This is a genomic window from Streptomyces roseolilacinus, assembly GCF_014649335.1.
GTDB lineage: Bacteria > Actinomycetota > Actinomycetes > Streptomycetales > Streptomycetaceae > Streptomyces > Streptomyces roseolilacinus.
Map to the genome: position 1 here is coordinate 1 of NZ_BMSV01000002.1, position 14,643 is coordinate 14,643.

14 protein-coding genes, 1 pseudogene and 1 riboswitch are annotated in these 14,643 nt (G+C 72.6%); of the genes and pseudogenes, 9 read left to right on the forward strand and 6 right to left on the reverse strand.

The features are described from left to right. Together IE106_RS04340 and nhaA are read left to right on the forward strand one after the other, a co-directional pair. Positions 1-1,090 (forward strand): alanine/glycine:cation symporter family protein (locus IE106_RS04340; protein ID WP_189530015.1); only part of this gene is annotated, 1,090 nt, incomplete at its 5' end. 264 nt (positions 1,091-1,354) lie between these two features. Then, complete coding sequence (gene nhaA, locus IE106_RS04345; protein ID WP_189530017.1) at positions 1,355-2,647, forward strand: Na+/H+ antiporter NhaA; 1,293 nt, start codon at positions 1,355-1,357, stop codon at positions 2,645-2,647. Between the two features lie 141 nt (positions 2,648-2,788). Here the strand turns inward: nhaA and IE106_RS04350 are convergent, their stop codons facing one another. The 5 genes from IE106_RS04350 to IE106_RS04370 form a co-directional block, all read right to left on the reverse strand. Beyond that, a complete protein-coding gene (locus tag IE106_RS04350) occupies positions 2,789-2,941 on the reverse strand; it encodes a hypothetical protein (protein ID WP_189530019.1) in 153 nt (50 codons plus the stop codon). 95 nt (positions 2,942-3,036) lie between these two features. Continuing rightward, on the reverse strand, positions 3,037-3,312 hold the full coding sequence (locus IE106_RS04355; protein ID WP_189530021.1) for a hypothetical protein: 276 nt from the start codon (positions 3,310-3,312) through the stop codon (positions 3,037-3,039). Next, the gene (locus IE106_RS04360; RefSeq protein ID WP_189531102.1) at positions 3,309-4,166 is read right to left on the reverse strand and encodes an ABC transporter ATP-binding protein; all 858 of its coding nucleotides are present in this window, start codon (positions 4,164-4,166) and stop codon (positions 3,309-3,311) included. Before IE106_RS04360 ends, IE106_RS04355 begins: the two co-directional genes overlap by 4 nt. Positions 4,167-4,186: 20 nt before the next feature. Further along, a complete protein-coding gene (locus IE106_RS04365; RefSeq protein ID WP_229840014.1) occupies positions 4,187-5,272 on the reverse strand; it encodes a FecCD family ABC transporter permease in 1,086 nt (361 codons plus the stop codon). 26 nt (positions 5,273-5,298) lie between these two features. Further along, complete coding sequence (locus tag IE106_RS04370; protein WP_189530025.1) at positions 5,299-6,351, reverse strand: ABC transporter substrate-binding protein; 1,053 nt, start codon at positions 6,349-6,351, stop codon at positions 5,299-5,301. Between the two features lie 30 nt (positions 6,352-6,381). Continuing rightward, a riboswitch (cobalamin riboswitch) is annotated at positions 6,382-6,582 on the reverse strand. A gap of 28 nt (positions 6,583-6,610) precedes the next feature. Here IE106_RS04370 and IE106_RS04375 point away from each other — a divergent pair. The 7 genes and pseudogenes from IE106_RS04375 to IE106_RS04400 all read left to right on the forward strand — a co-directional run bounded on the left by IE106_RS04375 (position 6,611) and on the right by IE106_RS04400 (position 13,858). Further along, positions 6,611-6,868 carry a hypothetical protein gene (locus IE106_RS04375; protein ID WP_189530027.1) on the forward strand — a complete coding sequence of 86 codons (258 nt, stop codon included), beginning with the start codon at positions 6,611-6,613 and terminating at the stop codon, positions 6,866-6,868. 585 nt (positions 6,869-7,453) lie between these two features. Continuing rightward, complete coding sequence (locus IE106_RS04380) at positions 7,454-8,227, forward strand: caspase family protein (protein ID WP_189530029.1); 774 nt, start codon at positions 7,454-7,456, stop codon at positions 8,225-8,227. A gap of 6 nt (positions 8,228-8,233) precedes the next feature. Then, on the forward strand, positions 8,234-12,124 hold the full coding sequence (locus IE106_RS04385; RefSeq protein WP_189530032.1) for a CHAT domain-containing protein: 3,891 nt from the start codon (positions 8,234-8,236) through the stop codon (positions 12,122-12,124). 25 nt (positions 12,125-12,149) lie between these two features. Continuing rightward, positions 12,150-12,272: pseudogene (locus IE106_RS30910) on the forward strand (MFS transporter); the annotation flags it as partial. A gap of 451 nt (positions 12,273-12,723) precedes the next feature. Further along, positions 12,724-13,143 carry a phage holin family protein gene (locus IE106_RS04390; RefSeq protein ID WP_189531104.1) on the forward strand — a complete coding sequence of 140 codons (420 nt, stop codon included), beginning with the start codon at positions 12,724-12,726 and terminating at the stop codon, positions 13,141-13,143. Further along, positions 13,140-13,595, forward strand: coding sequence for a DUF3618 domain-containing protein (locus IE106_RS04395; protein WP_189530034.1), 456 nt, complete (start codon positions 13,140-13,142; stop codon positions 13,593-13,595). Before IE106_RS04390 ends, IE106_RS04395 begins: the two co-directional genes overlap by 4 nt. Next, complete coding sequence (locus IE106_RS04400) at positions 13,592-13,858, forward strand: DUF4235 domain-containing protein (RefSeq protein WP_189530036.1); 267 nt, start codon at positions 13,592-13,594, stop codon at positions 13,856-13,858. The genes IE106_RS04395 and IE106_RS04400 overlap by 4 nt, the downstream gene beginning before the upstream one ends. Positions 13,859-14,031: 173 nt before the next feature. On the opposite strand, the gene IE106_RS04405 is transcribed toward IE106_RS04400, so the two are convergent. After that, on the reverse strand, positions 14,032-14,331 hold the full coding sequence (locus tag IE106_RS04405) for a hypothetical protein (protein WP_189530038.1): 300 nt from the start codon (positions 14,329-14,331) through the stop codon (positions 14,032-14,034). Positions 14,332-14,643 lie beyond the last annotated feature (312 nt).

The following is a 14,643-nucleotide window of genomic DNA, read 5'->3' on the forward strand; positions in this document are numbered from 1 at the left end:
CGGCACCGTCTCCGGCGGCCCGATGCACTACCTGCCCAAGGGCCTCGCCGACCGCTTCGGCAAGAACGGAAAGACCCTCGGCAAGGTCCTCGCGATCCTGGCCTCCTTCTTCGTGCTGTTCTTCGGCCTCTTCGGCGGCAACCTCTTCCAGGTCAACCAGTCCTACGCCCAGCTGGTCTCCGTCACCGGCGGCGAGGACGGCCTGATGGGCTCCTCCGCCGGCGCGCTGTTCTTCGGCATCCTCATCGCCGCACTCGTCGGCATCGTGCTGCTCGGCGGCATCCGCTCCATCGCCAACGTCACCAGCAAGCTCGTCCCGGCCATGGCCGGCATCTACATCGTCGCCTGCCTGGTCGTCATCCTGGTCCACGTCTCCGCCGTGCCGGCCGCGATCGGCACCATCATCGAGGGCGCCTTCAACCCGCAGGGTGTCGCCGGCGGTGTGCTCGGCGCGCTGATCATCGGCTTCAAGCGCGCCGCGTTCTCCAACGAGGCCGGTCTCGGCTCCGCGCCGATCGCGCACTCCGCGGTCAAGACCAAGCACCCCGCCAGCGAGGGCTTGGTCGCCCTGCTGGAGCCGTTCATCGACACGGTCGTCATCTGCACGATGACCGCGCTGACCATCGTCATCGCCAACCCGGCCAGCTACGTCGAGGTCCGTGAGGGCGGCGAGTCCATCGGCGGCGTCACGATCACCTCCGACGCCTTCGCGACGGTGCTGCCCTGGTTCCCGTACATCCTCACCCTCGCGGTGATGCTGTTCGCCATCTCCACGGTGCTGACCTGGGGCTACTACTGCATGAAGGCGTGGACGCACCTCTTCGGGCGCAGCCGGGCCAGCGAGACGACCTTCAAGGTCTTCTACACGCTGTTCGCGGTCGCGGGCTCCCTGCTGACGCTGCAGACCCTGATCGACATGGCCGACGCGGTGCTGTTCATGCTCGCCGTCATCAACATCATCGGCCTGTACCTCCTCGCCCCGGTCGTCAAGCGCGAGCTGAACTCCTTCCTGGAGTTCGTCCGCGCCCGCAACGCCGGTGAGATCACCGAGGACGACGAAGACCGGGAGCCGGTGAAGACCACCGTCTGACCGCCCCCCGGCGGCCCGGCTCCTGAGCGGGCCCGTACACACCTCGCGCCTTGGTGTGGACGGGCCCGCTCGCCATGCCCGCGGTCCCGTTTCAGCAGGTAGAACGAGGTCTGGCGGCATTCATCCGAGACCGCTAGGGTGCAAGGAACGCGTCAGCGCCCCGCCCTGCGAGCGGCTGCATCCGACGCGCGGTGTGCCGGGAAGCCTGGTCGGCGTCCTGGGGCTCGTATGCCCTGAAGCCGAAAACCCCGGAGGTACCTCCTCATGGCTGCCGCGCCCCGCGAGCGTTCCCCTTTTCTCGGCATCCTGTCGTTGCCGGAGCGCAACGCGGTGGTTCAGGCACTGAGGACGGAAACCGTCGGTGGGCTGGTCCTGCTCGCGGCCGCCGTCATCGCGCTGACATGGGCCAACAGCCCGTGGAGCGGCGCCTACGAACGGATACGTGACTTCCACTTCGGCATACCGGCCCTCGGCCTGGACCTGTCCGTCGGACACTGGACCGCCGACGGACTGCTCGCCCTCTTCTTCCTCGTCGCCGGCATCGAGCTCAAGCGTGAGCTGGTGGTCGGCGAGCTGCGCACACCGGCCACGGCTGCCCTGCCGGTCATCGCCGCAGTCTGCGGCATGGCCGTACCGGCCGCCCTGTACGCCGCGACAGCCGCAGCGGGCGGAGGCAGCCCGAAGGGCTGGGCGGTGCCCATGGCCACCGACATCGCCTTCGCCCTCGCCGTCCTCGCGGTTCTCAGCACCCACCTTCCCGCCGCGCTGCGCGCCTTCCTGCTCACGCTCGCCGTCGTCGACGACCTGGGCGCCATCCTCATCATCGCGATCTTCTTCACCAGCGACCTGGACTTCACCACCCTCGGCGGGGCCGTCGCCTGCCTGGTGGTCTTCCACGTGCTCCAGAGATTCCGCGTACGCGGCTGGTGGTGGTACGTCCCGCTCGGCGTCGTCACCTGGGCGCTGATGTACGACAGCGGCATCCACGCCACCGTCGCCGGCGTCGCCATCGGCCTGATCCTGCGCACCACCCGCGACCAGGGCGAGACCGCCTCCCCGGCCGAGCGCACCTCCCACCTGATCCACCCGTTCTCCGCGGGAGTCGTGGTCCCTCTGTTCGCGCTCTTCGCCGCCGGCGTCGGAGTCTCGGGCGCGGCCCTGACGGAGGTCTTCACCCGGCCGGAGCCGCTCGGCGTGGTCCTGGGCCTGGTCGTCGGCAAGACCCTCGGCATCTTCGCCGGCACCTACCTGGCCGCCCGCTTCACCCGCGCCCGACTCAACCCCGACCTCGCCTGGGCCGACGTCCTGGCCCTCGCGGTCCTCGCCGGGATCGGCTTCACGGTGGCCCTGCTGATCGGTGAGCTGTCCTTCCCCGACCCGGCCATGACCGAGCGCGTCAAGGCCGCGGTCCTGATCGGCTCCGTCATCGCCGCCTTCCTTGCGGCCCTCCTCATCAAGCGCCGCAACGGCATCTACCGGCGCCTGTACGAGGAGGAGGAGCGCGACGAGGACCACGACGGCATCCCCGACATCTACCAGCGCACCGCTGAACGCTGACCGCCGGCCTGCCGAGCGGGCTTCTCCTGGCTGTCGTCGGCTGCCGGGTGGCCGGGGTACGACGCCGTGGCACGGGCGGCACCGGCCGGTGCTCCCGTGGCCTACACGGTTGACCGCGGAGCCTCCGCCGACCGACCTACGTCACCCGCGAGCGCGCGAGACGGCGAACACCTTGATCGCGTACCCGATGAGCAGCACGCCGTAGAGCGTGACCAGCACCATCGCGGCGTACTCGGGGAAATCGAAAACCCTGACAAGCGCACCCCGGGTCCGCTGCACAGAGCTACGTGTCACTTCGCCGTAGCTCAGGGAGAGCAGGGCCGTACCAGCGGCCGCACCGGTGCGCGGGGACCTGCGGGCGTCCCTTCACGACGCCGGTGCGGCAGCGGTCATGGGGCCGCGTTCCTCCTGCTGTACGCGCGTATGCGTTCGGGTGACTCCGCGACGGTCGCGGTCATGCCGTTCGTGGACGACCCGAACCCGTTCTGGAGGTACCCGCTCAGCCGGGCGTTCGGCTGGTCCGGGCTGCTGCGGCCCGCCCGGCGGTCCGAGCGGCTCGGGCGACCCGACAGGCGGGGCGCGCCGAGCCGGACCGTCCGGGCCGTCGGGAGGCTCACCGCCGCCCCGTGGTCGTCGGCGTCGTCACCGTGGCGGTGTCCGGTCACGACGGTGGGCGGTCCCGCCCGGCGGAGCCGCCCGCGGTGGCTCCGCCCGCTCCCGAGCCGGAGTGACCGGGCCGCTGGGGAGCGCCGGGGAGGAAGGTCACGTGGGGCGCGCCCGTGCGCGGGTGGACGGTGACCTCGGCCGTCACGCCGTACACCTCGGCCAGCAACTCCGGCGTGAGCACATCGGAAGGGCTGCCCGAGGCGGTGACCTCGCCGTCGCGGAGGACGTAGAGGCGGTCGCAGTAGTAGGCCGCGAGGTTCAGGTCGTGCAGGGCGACCAGGACCGTGGCGGGGAGTTCACGGAGGATGCCGAGGACGTCCAGCTGGTGGCGTATGTCCAGGTGGTTGGTCGGCTCGTCGAGCACCAGCAGCGCGGGCCGCTGGGCCAGGGCGCGCGCGATGAGCACGCGCTGGCGTTCGCCTCCGGAGAGGTGGTCGAAGCGCCGGTCCGCCAGGCCGGTCGCGTCCACGGATTCCAGGGCCGACTCGATGAGCAGGCGGTCCTCGGCCGTGTCGCCGTCGAGCAGCCGCTTGTGCGGGGTGCGGCCCATCGCGACGACGTCCCGTACGGTCAGGTCGAAGTCGGCAGCCGACTCCTGGACCACGGCGGCCAGCGTACGGGCCAGCCGGCGCACCGGCAGGGCCCAGGCGTCCGCTCCGTCCACGCGTACGCACCCGGCGTCGGGGCGCAGGACGCGGTAGACGGCGCGGAGCAGGCTGGACTTGCCGCTGCCGTTCGGCCCGACCAGACCGACCACCTCACCGGGCCGCGCGGTCAGGCAGACGTCCCGTACGAGGTGGTGGGCACCGGCCGTGAGGGTGACGCTCTCCACGGCGAGTTCGGCCGCGCCCATGGGCGGGGTCGTGGTGGAGGTCATCCCACTCCTCGGTCGGTGCTCCGCCGGGCGTCCCGGCGCATCAGCCACAGGAAGAACGGCCCGCCGCACAGCGCCGTGAGGACACCGACCGGGATCTCCATGGGCGCGGCGACCGTGCGGGCCGCGATGTCGGCCCAGACGAGGAACACCGCGCCGCCCAGTGCGGCCGCGGGCAGCACCCGGCGGTGGTCCCCGCCGACGAACAGGCGCACGATGTGGGGCAGCATCAGCCCGACGAAACCGATCGGCCCCGCCGCCGCCACCAGCACCCCGGTGACCAGCGACAGCAGGACGAACGTCCGGGCCCGGAAGCGGGCCACGTCCAGCCCCATGGTGGTGGCCGCCTCCTCACCCGCCAGCAGCAGGTTCAGCGACCGGGCCTGGACCAGCAGCACGCCGACGCCCAGCAGCAGCGCGGCTCCGGGCAGCCACAACGTGCCCCACTGCACACCGCCCAGCCCGCCGAGGGTCCAGGCGAGGACCGCCCGCGCCTCGTTGCCCCGGTCCGACGTCAGCAGCAGCACGTCCATCACCGCCGTCAGCACCGAGGCGAACGCCACCCCGGACAGCACCAGGCGCACCGAGGTGATGCGGCCGCCGGACCGGGCCGTGGTGTACACCAGCAGCAGGGTCAGCAGCGCCCCGGCGAACGCCGCGACCGACAGCGACACCGGCCCGAACAGGCTCACCCCGAAGACGATCACCACCACCGCGCCGAGCGATGCACCCGAGGACACCCCCAGGAGATACGGCTCCGCCAGCGGGTTGCGCACCAGGGCCTGCATCGCCGTGCCCACCACCGCGAGCCCGGCACCCGCCACCGCGCCCAGCAGCACGCGCGGAGCCCGCACGTCGAGCACGATGGTCTCGCGCGCCCGGGACCACGTGGGCTCCGACCAGTCGGCGCCGAGCGCGTGCGTCACGATGCCCCACACCTGGTCGGGCGGCACATGGACCGAGCCGATGGCCATGCCCGCGGTCATCGAGACCAGGAGCAGGACGCCCAGGACCGCGAGCGTCCCCGTGAACGCCGTCGCGGGGCGCCCGTCCTGGGAGGCCCGACGGCCGGGGGCACGGGACATGGAGGGAGTGGTCTTCGCGGGGGCCGTCACCGGAACCGCTCGGGGTGCAGTCCGCGCGCCAGGTCCTCGACGGCGTACGGCGGGCGTACGCCGACCAGGGTCGCGGTGAGCGGCAGCACCACGAACCGCTTGTTCCGCACGGCGGGGACGTCGGCGAGGGCGGGCTGGGAGAGCAGGAACTTCTTCTTCTGCTCGACGCCGCCCGCGCCCGCGTAGTCGTAGATCGCGATCACCTCGGGCCTGCGGTCCACGACCTGCTCCCAGGAGGCGTCACCGAAGACCTCGTCCAGGTCGGCGAAGACGTTGCGGCCGCCGGCGAGCCGGATGATCTCGGTGCCCAGGCTCTTCCCACCCGCCGTGAACGGCGCCTTGTCGCCGCTGTCGTACACGAAGACGGGGACGGCGGGCACGCCCTTGACGGCCTGGGTGGTCCGGGCGATGCGTCCCTGGAGGTCGGCCACGAGCCGGTCGGCGCGGTCCCGGACGCCGAAGATGGTGCCGATGGTGCGGATCTCGTCGTAGGTGTCCTGCATGGACACCTGCTTCTTGCCGCAGTACTCGCGGTTGAGGTAGGTGTCGATGCCCGCGTCGGCGAACGCCTCGCGCGAGCGGCCCTCGTTCTCGGCGAAGGCGCTGCCGTAGCCGCCGTAGACGAAGTCCGGGTCGGCCTCCAGCACGTTCTCGAAGGACGGTTCCTTCTTCGCCAGTTCCGGGATGGCCTCGAAGTCCTTGCGGAGCCGGGGGAGGACGGACGAGTCGGGGAAGGCCGTGCCGACCATCCGGTCCTTCAGCCCGAGGGCGAGCATCAGCTCGGCCGGGTGCTGGTGGATGGTGACGACGCGGGAGGGCGCCTTGTCGTACGTCGTGCGGGTGCCGCAGTTGTCGACGGTGACCGGGAAGCCCTCGGCCGATGACTCCGCGGCCTCGGGACCCTTGGTGGCGGAGCTCTCGGCGGCCGTGCCGGAGCAGCCGGTCAGGAGCACCGCGGACAGGGTGAGGACCGCCGCGGCGCCACGCAGGGCGCGGCGCCGGGACCGGACAGGGGGAAAGGACAGGGGACGGGGCGTGCCGTCGTACACGTGAAGCCTCCTGGGGAGTCCGCGCTCCTCGGAACGGGCCCGCGACAGACCAGTGTCCTGACTCCCGGATCGACGTTCCCCCCAGCCTTCCCGCGCGTCGTGCGCAGTGGCGTGTCAAAGGGTGCACTCCCCGGTCACAGTGGCGGGACCGTGCCGGATTCGCACCGGCTTCCTGTCTCCCGTCGCGGTGATGACCAGGTGATACTACGTACCTGCGAATGATGTGCAAAAGGGCGCACGGCCGAAACCGTGCGCTCCTGTGCCGAAGTCACCCGTGACGTGTGGCCCGCAGGATCAGCCGCTCGGCGTCCTGGTCGTACGGGCGGCCGTCGAATCCGCCGAAGACCTCGACCTCGACGAAGCCTGCCTCCTCTCTCTGGCCGCCTGCGCCTCGGCGCGCTCCTGCCGCTGCCGCTCCTGTTCCGCCGCCCGCGTCCGCCGTGACTCCTCCTGCTGCTGCCGCTTCTGTTCGGCTGCCTTCGCCTTCTGGCGCTGCTGGTACACGGACAGCAGTTGACCCGCCAGAGACTTCTTGCGCGCCACAGCCCCTCCCACAGGCCGATTCCGCCGTACAACGCTGCCCATCGGCGGAGACCTGCAACTCTTGTGGGACCTTCAGTCGGCGTTCGTTCGGGCGCTTCGCATTCGTCGGTGCGGATCCGCTGTGACGGCCACGGTGAGTTAGCCGGGACGTGGGTGAGGAACATGCGCCCCGGGACACGTTCGACACGCGTCTGGACGGGCGGCCCGGTGGCACCCCGGGGGGAGGCCCACCCCGGGACGACGGAGCGAAGAGGGCGAGCGGCGGGGCAGGGGCCCCGCCCTCCCGCTCGGCTTCGCCTCCCTCCCGGCGGGCTTCCCCGGTCGTCGGCGGCCCTCGCCCGGTCCGAAGGGTGGCGGCACGATGGGGCGAACTCCTGTCCGGGCCGTAACCCGTGGTCGTGCCGCGCACGCTCCCCGCCGGTGAGCGGTGCCCTCCCGTGCGACTCTGGTGGGCACGGGGACGGACCCGACCGCGGCGGTCCGACCGTCTTGACGGTGGGGAGCGCGGACGGCACCGTGCTCGTACTCGGGTGGACGAGGCGTGGTGGGGGAGGGGCCGGTGGTCTTGCACGCGGTCGTCGTCGGTGTCGATCGGTATCGGGACCCGCGCATCGCCGACCTGTCCTGGGCCCGGCGCGACGCCGAGGCCGTCGCGGAACTGGTCGAGCAGGTCCACCCGTCGCAACGCCGCGTCACGCTGCTGCTGGACGAGGAGGCGACCAGGCGCAACGTACACGTCGAGATCGGCGAGCGGCTGGCCGGCGAGGCCACCGAAGACGATCTCGTGCTCCTCTACTTCGCCTGCCACGGAAGCCCCGAGACCAGCCCCGGCCCGAACGGGGTCGACCGCTACCTGGTCCTGCACGACACCGAGTACGACCACGTGTACGCCACCGGGCTCAGCATGGAACGCGAACTGCCCTGGCTGTTCGAGCGGATCACCGGGCCACCGCTGGTGGTGCTGCTGGTCGACGCCTGCTTCAGCGGCAGGGCGGGAGGGCGCACCTTCGAAGGCCCCCGGCTGCGAGCCGCGCGGGCGTCGGACCGCGCCGGGGGGACGGTCTCGCTCAGCGAACTGGAACTGGGCGAGGGACGGCTGATGGTCGGCGCCTGCGACGACGACCAGGTCGCCCGGGAGAGCGCCGAGCTGGGGCACGGCGTCTTCACGCACTACCTGCTCAAGGGGCCCTCCGCCGCGGACGAGGGGTTCACCGTCGGCGTGCACCGGTTGTACGAGGAAGTCGCCGCGGCGGTCGCCGAGCACACGGGGGGACGTCAGGTACCAGTGATCAACGGCCGGTCCGCGCGGGCCCGGTTGCCCTACCTCTGGTGAGGGACGATGCACTTCTTCGGGGAGTACAACCACATCTATTTCCTGATGTCCGGCTGGACGATCAGTGGGCTGTGCGACCGGGCCCGCCGGGCCGAGACCATCGCGTTCACCGAAGCGGAACTGGTCGACCTCGCCGAGGAGCCGCGTCCGCTGCCCACCCTGGTCGTCGACAGCCAGGACCGGCCGCACATGATCATGCCGAACGGATTCGGCCGTACCCTCCGCTACGAGCGGGTCGAGCCCACCCGGAACGCGACGCTCGCCGCCCGGTTGCGGGTGGACCTCCCGGAACGGGCCCTGCACCGGGTCGGCTGGAGCTGCCTCGGCCAGGACGGCGACACGTTCGAACTCGCACCCGGTGTCGAGCTGACCGTCTCCACCTCGCTGCCGTGGGCCCACGACGGCACGACGTTCCAGACCGTCACCGGCGCGCAGCCGGGCACCGTGACGTTCACGGTGGAGATCCGCCCGCAGGTCCCGCGCGTGCACGACACCGTGGTGGTCGCCCGTGTCGGCCACGAACGCGAGGCCCTCGTGGTCCGGGCCGACCGCGGCCCCGGATTCGTGCCGTGTTTCGCGGTCACCCCCGAGCAGTGGGCCGACCCCGCGGCGATGGCCCGCCTCCTCGCCGGACTGACCATCGGCGTCCTCATCGGCGTCGGACTCGGGGCCGAGCCGTGGACGGCCGGGCTGGCCGCGACCTTCGTCCGCGACGACGGCACCCGGACCCACCGGGACGACCGCGTCACGCTGTTCGCCCCCGGCCGGGCGGACGTCCACGGCCCGGCGCTGGCACTCGCCGTGACCCACCGGGCCCGGCTCGCGTTCGCCGACGTCGACCGCCTGACGCTGAGCGACGGCACCGGTGACTGGGCACCGGCCGACGTGCTGGGCACCGCGCTGGACCTGTTCGGCGGCCCGGCCGACGAACTCGTGATCTGCGAGAGCACCGCCGCCGACCTGCTGGTGTGCCAAGCGGTGGGCTACGCGGCACTGAGGGGCAGCCGCATCGCCTTCCTGCCGCCCGTCACGGACCAGGGCGCCTTCACCGACGCGGCCGACCTGGCACGGCGGGCCCGTGCGGCCGTGCCGCGGAGCCTGCGGCGCCCGGACGCCGGGACACTGACCGTGTTCACGCGGAACCTCCCCCTGCACCTGACGCCGCTGGCAGAGGGCACACAGCGGTGGATGGACCGCTACGCCCTCGCGCACCTGCCCGCCCAGACGGCGAGCACGCTCGTGCCGCGCCTCCTCCACCACACCGGCGAACCGGCCCCGCCCGTCGCCCTGGGCGTGGTGTTCGACGCGCTGGGCGCGCTCACCGCCACCGAACGCCCGGCCTACGAGGACCAGCTGGCCGGCGGCCTGTCCGCGCCGCTGGTCCTGTCCGCCGAGTACGCGCGCCGGGCCGTGCTCGAGGAAGTGCTGCACAGAATCGACGTCGACCTGCTGCTGATCGTGGCGCACAGCCGGGACGACCACATCGAGGACGGGGTCAACGACCGGATCCCGGACGCCCTGATCCGAACGTGGCGCATGCGCGGACACCCCGTCGTGGTGAACAACTCCTGCGGCAGCTGGACGAGTACCGGCGCGGCGTTCGTCACCGCCGGCGCGCGGGCCGTGGTCAGCACGCTCTGGCCCGTCGCCAACGACCTCGCCGTACGGGTGGGCTCCCGCATCGCCGACCGGTTGCACCACCAGGACCTGGCACGGGCGGTGCAGGGCGCCGTCGGCGACGACCCCGACGCCGCCGCCTACCTCTACGTCGGGCTCCCGCAGACCCGCGTGTCCTCGCGCCCCGCGGTGGACGAGGTCGAGACCGTGACGGTGCTGACCGGCGTCCTCCTCGCGCTGTTCGCGTGCATGCGCACCCTGGCCGAGGAGAACAGGACCGAGGCGGCGGAGGCGCTGCACCAGGCGGCGCTGCCCGCACTGCGGGAACGGTTTCGCGCGTTGGCCGCCCCCGGGCCCGTACAGCTCCACCTGGCACCGCCCCTGCAGTACGCCGGTGTCCTGGACATCGACTACGTCCTGGCGGTGGAGAGTTTCCGACTCCTCGACACGATCCGGCTCACGGCGCCGCTGGACCGGCGTCGGGGCCTCGCCCACCGGCTCGACGCGACGCTCGACGTGGCACACCGGGAACTGGAGTCCTGGAGCGCGAGGAACGGCACGACGGAGGCCGAGGAGGGCCTGTCACGCCCGATACGGCAGTGGCTGTTCGTCGCCCGGTGCGTGCTGCCGGGGGTGTGCGCGCTCGCCGAAGTCGGCGAACCGGCGTGCACGGAGAGGGCACGCCGGTGGCTGGACACCGCCACCCGGCTCGTCGGCGACCCGGACGGCGCCGGCGCCGACGGGGAAGTGCCCGACGACGTGCTGGTCCGGCGGATCAGGACGGGGCTGGTCGTGCCGACCCGCCCGGTGTACCCCTCCGACGGCGCGCCGGGGCCCGAGGGGCCGGTGGAGGTCGACCTGCTCGCCGAGGTGCTCGACAGGTCCGGCCTGATCGCCTGGTTCGCCTCGGCCCGCGAGATGCTGGGAGACCACGAGTCGGCCGCCCGGCTCCGCCGGGCCGCGGAGGCCCCCCGTCCACGCGCCGACGCCCACGGCGAGTGCCACGAGGCGGCGCGGCGGCTGCGCGACGCCGCGAAGGACGGCACGGAGGTGCCGGAACACCTCGTGCGGCACGCGTTCACCCTGGCCGACGCGATGGAGCCCCTGCTCGACCGCGTCAACCACCGCTGCGACCTCCTCGCCGCCCTCGCCGTGTACCACGCCGCCCGCGGCGACCACGGGCGCGCCCGCGCCCGCAGGGACGAGATCGCCGGGTACCTGGGCGCGCCCGGCAGGCAGCCGTCGGCCCTGATCAACGAACTCGCCGTCTGGTACTACGAGCACGGCGACTTCGACCGGGCCCTGTCGTACGGCTCCGACAACGCCCGGGCCCTTGCCGAGGCCCGCCACTTCAACGCGTCGGCGCGCACCCACGTCTTCGTCGCCAGGGTGGCCGCGCGGGCCTACCGGGGGCGCCCCGCACCCCGGTACCTGCGAAGGTTCTTCGACAGCTCACACCGGCTCGGCGGGATCCTTCGCGCACGTCCCGACGTGCACGAGGAACTGGGCGGACAAGTGGCCGACGTCTGGGACAACACCGAGTCGATCCGGCGCCAACTGGCCGACCGCCGGCTCTGGCGGCTCGCACTGCTGGGGTACACGGCGCAGAAGGCGTGGCCCCAGGGCCGGGCGGTGCCGGACTACGAGCTCCTGTCGCACGCGGCGCACCCCCGCAACACGGCCGCCGTCGAACAGCTCGCCGCCGACGGCTCCCTCGGCCGGATCGGGAGCGTCACCGTCTCCGACGGCCTGCGGGTCCGCACCAGGCTGACCACCTACCGCGAAGACCGGGGCGGGGAGCGGACCGGACCTCCGGTCGTCTACAGCCTGTTCCCGCTCCGCGGCGGTGAGGAGGCCGACGGCATGGTCGTGGCCGGCGCCGCCGTCTGCGAGCTGGCCGACGGCGACGAGGCGTGCGTCAGCTGCGCCGAGGTCCCCCTGCGGCACACCGCAGGCGACACCGGCGGTTTCTACGTCGAGACCTGGGGCAGCACGACCATCCCCTACGACGTGTCGGTCGAGCTCGAACCCGGGCTGGTCCCGCTGCTCGTCACCTACACCGGAAAGGCGGGCGACGACCCCCGCACCCTCGTCACGTTCGACCGGTGGGGATGCCGGGTCGAGCTGAACGGGGCCGGGGGGCGGCCGTGGCTCGGGGAGCTGTCGATGTTCGTCGGCAGGGCACCGGAACTGTACGAACGGACCTTCCTGACGCTCCCGTACACCATGGGCCTGGACTTCGCCTCGTACAACCGGATCACCGCCCCGTTCCCGCACTGACCCGGCGGGGGCGGCGCTCGCGGCCGGGCTGCCGGACGGAAGGGGACCCGCCCGGATCACGAGCGTCGTCCCGGTCTCGGAGACGGCCGCCGCCGCCGGTTTCGACACCCTGGTGCGCCCGCTCGGCACGACCATCGGCCTTCCCGTCGCAGCGTTCCTGCGGATGAGGGCAGGACCCGGCGTGCCGCAGCCCGCCGTCCGCTGGTCACGACCGTGAGAGCGATCCCGTACGGGCCGCGCCCCGAGCGAGGAGTCCTACGAGGGGCCCGCGGCACCACCGGGCCGCCCGCCGCGGGGAGGCGATGCCGGAAAGCGGGCGGGATGCCTCGGCCCGCTCGGGGTATCCGCGTGACCGGCGACTCGGAGGCAGGGATGACGACGGCATGTCAGGAAGCCCGGCACCGGTCCGGCGAGGGCCACCGCGTCGCCGATGGGGACGTCGAGGGCCACCGCGCGCGTCCGAGCGGCATCGGCTCCGCCGGCTTCGTCGGGGCGGAGCCGTCACCGGCGATGCGGACGAGCGGACACGGCAGGCGTGAGAACCGCGAAAGGACGACCCCCGCACGGGGCGATCTCACAAGGAAGGCGGGTGAATGCCCATGAGTACCGTCGAACAGCCCGCGGGACCGAGCAGGAGGGAGGACTCCATCGGGGCGCTGGTGACGCAGGCGTCGCAGCAGCTGTCGCAGCTGGTGCGTGACGAGATGCGTTTGGCGCAGGCGGAGATGGTTCAGAAGGGAAAGCGGTTCGGTATCGGCGGTGGGCTGTTCGGCGGCGCGGGCATGGTGGCGTTCCTCGCGCTGCAGGCCCTGGTGGCCGCGGGGATCGCCGCACTGGCCCTGGTGCTGCCCGTGTGGGCGTCGGCGCTGATCGTCTGCGGTGCGCTGGCGGCCATCGCCGCGGCCCTGGCCCTGGCGGGCAGGAAGCAGGTCGCCGGCGCCGCCCCACCCGTGCCCGAGCGGGCCATCGAAGGTATCAAGGCCGACGTGGCCGAGATCAAGGAGAAAGCACACCGATGACGGACAAGACGCAGTCGCACGACTCGGTCCCCACGCCCGCGGAACTGCGGGAGAAGGCGGAGGCCACGCGTGAGCAACTCGGGCAGACCGTGGAGGCCCTGGCCGGTGAAGCGGACGTGAAGGCCCGGATGCGGCAGAAGACGGCCGAGACCAGGGAGCAGGCGCGGCAGCGGGCGGTGCAGGCCAAGGACAAGGCGGCCGAGGCCCTGCGGGCCGCGCAGGACAGGCTTCCCGCCCCGGTGACCGAGAGCACCACCCAGGCGAAGGAGCGGATCATCAGCGCCACCGCGACGGTGGCGGGCAAGTTCCGGGAGAAGGCGCCCGAGGGCTTCGGCGACAAGGCGGGACAGGTCGCGCAGGCCGCGCGCCGGCGGCGCGGGCCCCTGTCGGCGGTGGCCGTCGTCGTGCTCCTGGTGCTCGTCAGGAAGCGCCGTGGCAGGGGGCGTCGATGAAGGCGTCCAAGATCGCCTACAAGCCGGTGGGCCTGCTCCTCGGCGCCACGAGCGGCATGATCGCCGCGGCGGCGTTCAAGCAGGCGTGGAAGATGCTGGGCCACGACGACGACGCTCCCGACGCCACCGACCAGGACCGCACCTGGGGGGAGGTGCTGATCGCCGCCGCCGTACAGGGAGCGATCTTCGCCGTCGTCAAGGCCAGTGTCGACCGGGCCGGCGCCACCACCGTGCAACGGGTGACCGGCACCTGGCCCGGCTGAGGGAGACCGGCCCCGCGCGGGAGGACGGCGGCGGCCGGCGGAACGCGGGTGGGCCGGCGGGTCGTCGCCCGCCTCCCGGGTGACGGGTGGGCGGTTCCGGAGCCACGGCCCGGCGCCGCCCACCCCTCCCGCAGCGCCGGGCCCTGCCGTCCGGCCCCCACTCCCCGCCGGGATCAGACGGTCGAGGCGATCCAGCCGATCTCCTCCAGCGCGTGGGGCCCGTCGCTCATGATGTTCGCGCCGAACAGCTCGTTCATGCGGATGTGGAAACCGGTACGGGTGACGTTGGCGATGCGCACCCCGGGCGTGTGGGGTCCGTGGAACGTCTGCACCTGCGCGAAGACCACGACCTCGGTCCCCTGCGGGAACGGCGTGGGGAAGCTGACGTGCGTGAAGGTCGAGAGGTCGTCACCCTGGGTCTCGACCGGGTGCCGGGAGTCCAGGGAGACCTTTCCGGTCTGGATCATGCTCATGGCCGTTGTCACTCCTTCACTGTCCCGCCGCCCGCTCTTTTCGACGGCTGAACGGGATGTGCTCCCCGCAGGACCGGGACATGCGCGGGTAACGCGAGTGGGTGACGGCTTTCCGGCCGCGTCGGCCCGGCGGCGACGGCCGTGTCCTGCCGCCACCGTCCGGGACGGCGGCGATGGCCCCGAGGACCTGGTGATTCACGGGATCCGGCGCCCCCGAGGCCGCGATCGTCGGGTGGCGGGAAACCGGTCACGCCGGGGGCGGCGAAGCCCCGGCGGGGTGCCACCGGGGCGCGGGGGAACGCGCGGGGGACG

Coding starts and splice junctions, on each gene's coding strand:
- nhaA (WP_189530017.1), top strand. CDS start 1,355: ATGGCTGCCGCGCCCCGCGAGCGTTCCCCTTTTCTCGGCATCCTGTCG.
- IE106_RS04360 (WP_189531102.1), bottom strand. CDS start 4,166: ATGGGCGCGGCCGAACTCGCCGTGGAGAGCGTCACCCTCACGGCCGGT.
- IE106_RS04365 (WP_229840014.1), bottom strand. CDS start 5,272: ATGTCCCGTGCCCCCGGCCGTCGGGCCTCCCAGGACGGGCGCCCCGCG.
- IE106_RS04385 (WP_189530032.1), top strand. CDS start 8,234: ATGCACTTCTTCGGGGAGTACAACCACATCTATTTCCTGATGTCCGGC.
- IE106_RS04390 (WP_189531104.1), top strand. CDS start 12,724: ATGAGTACCGTCGAACAGCCCGCGGGACCGAGCAGGAGGGAGGACTCC.
- IE106_RS04395 (WP_189530034.1), top strand. CDS start 13,140: ATGACGGACAAGACGCAGTCGCACGACTCGGTCCCCACGCCCGCGGAA.
- IE106_RS04400 (WP_189530036.1), top strand. CDS start 13,592: ATGAAGGCGTCCAAGATCGCCTACAAGCCGGTGGGCCTGCTCCTCGGC.
- IE106_RS04405 (WP_189530038.1), bottom strand. CDS start 14,331: ATGAGCATGATCCAGACCGGAAAGGTCTCCCTGGACTCCCGGCACCCG.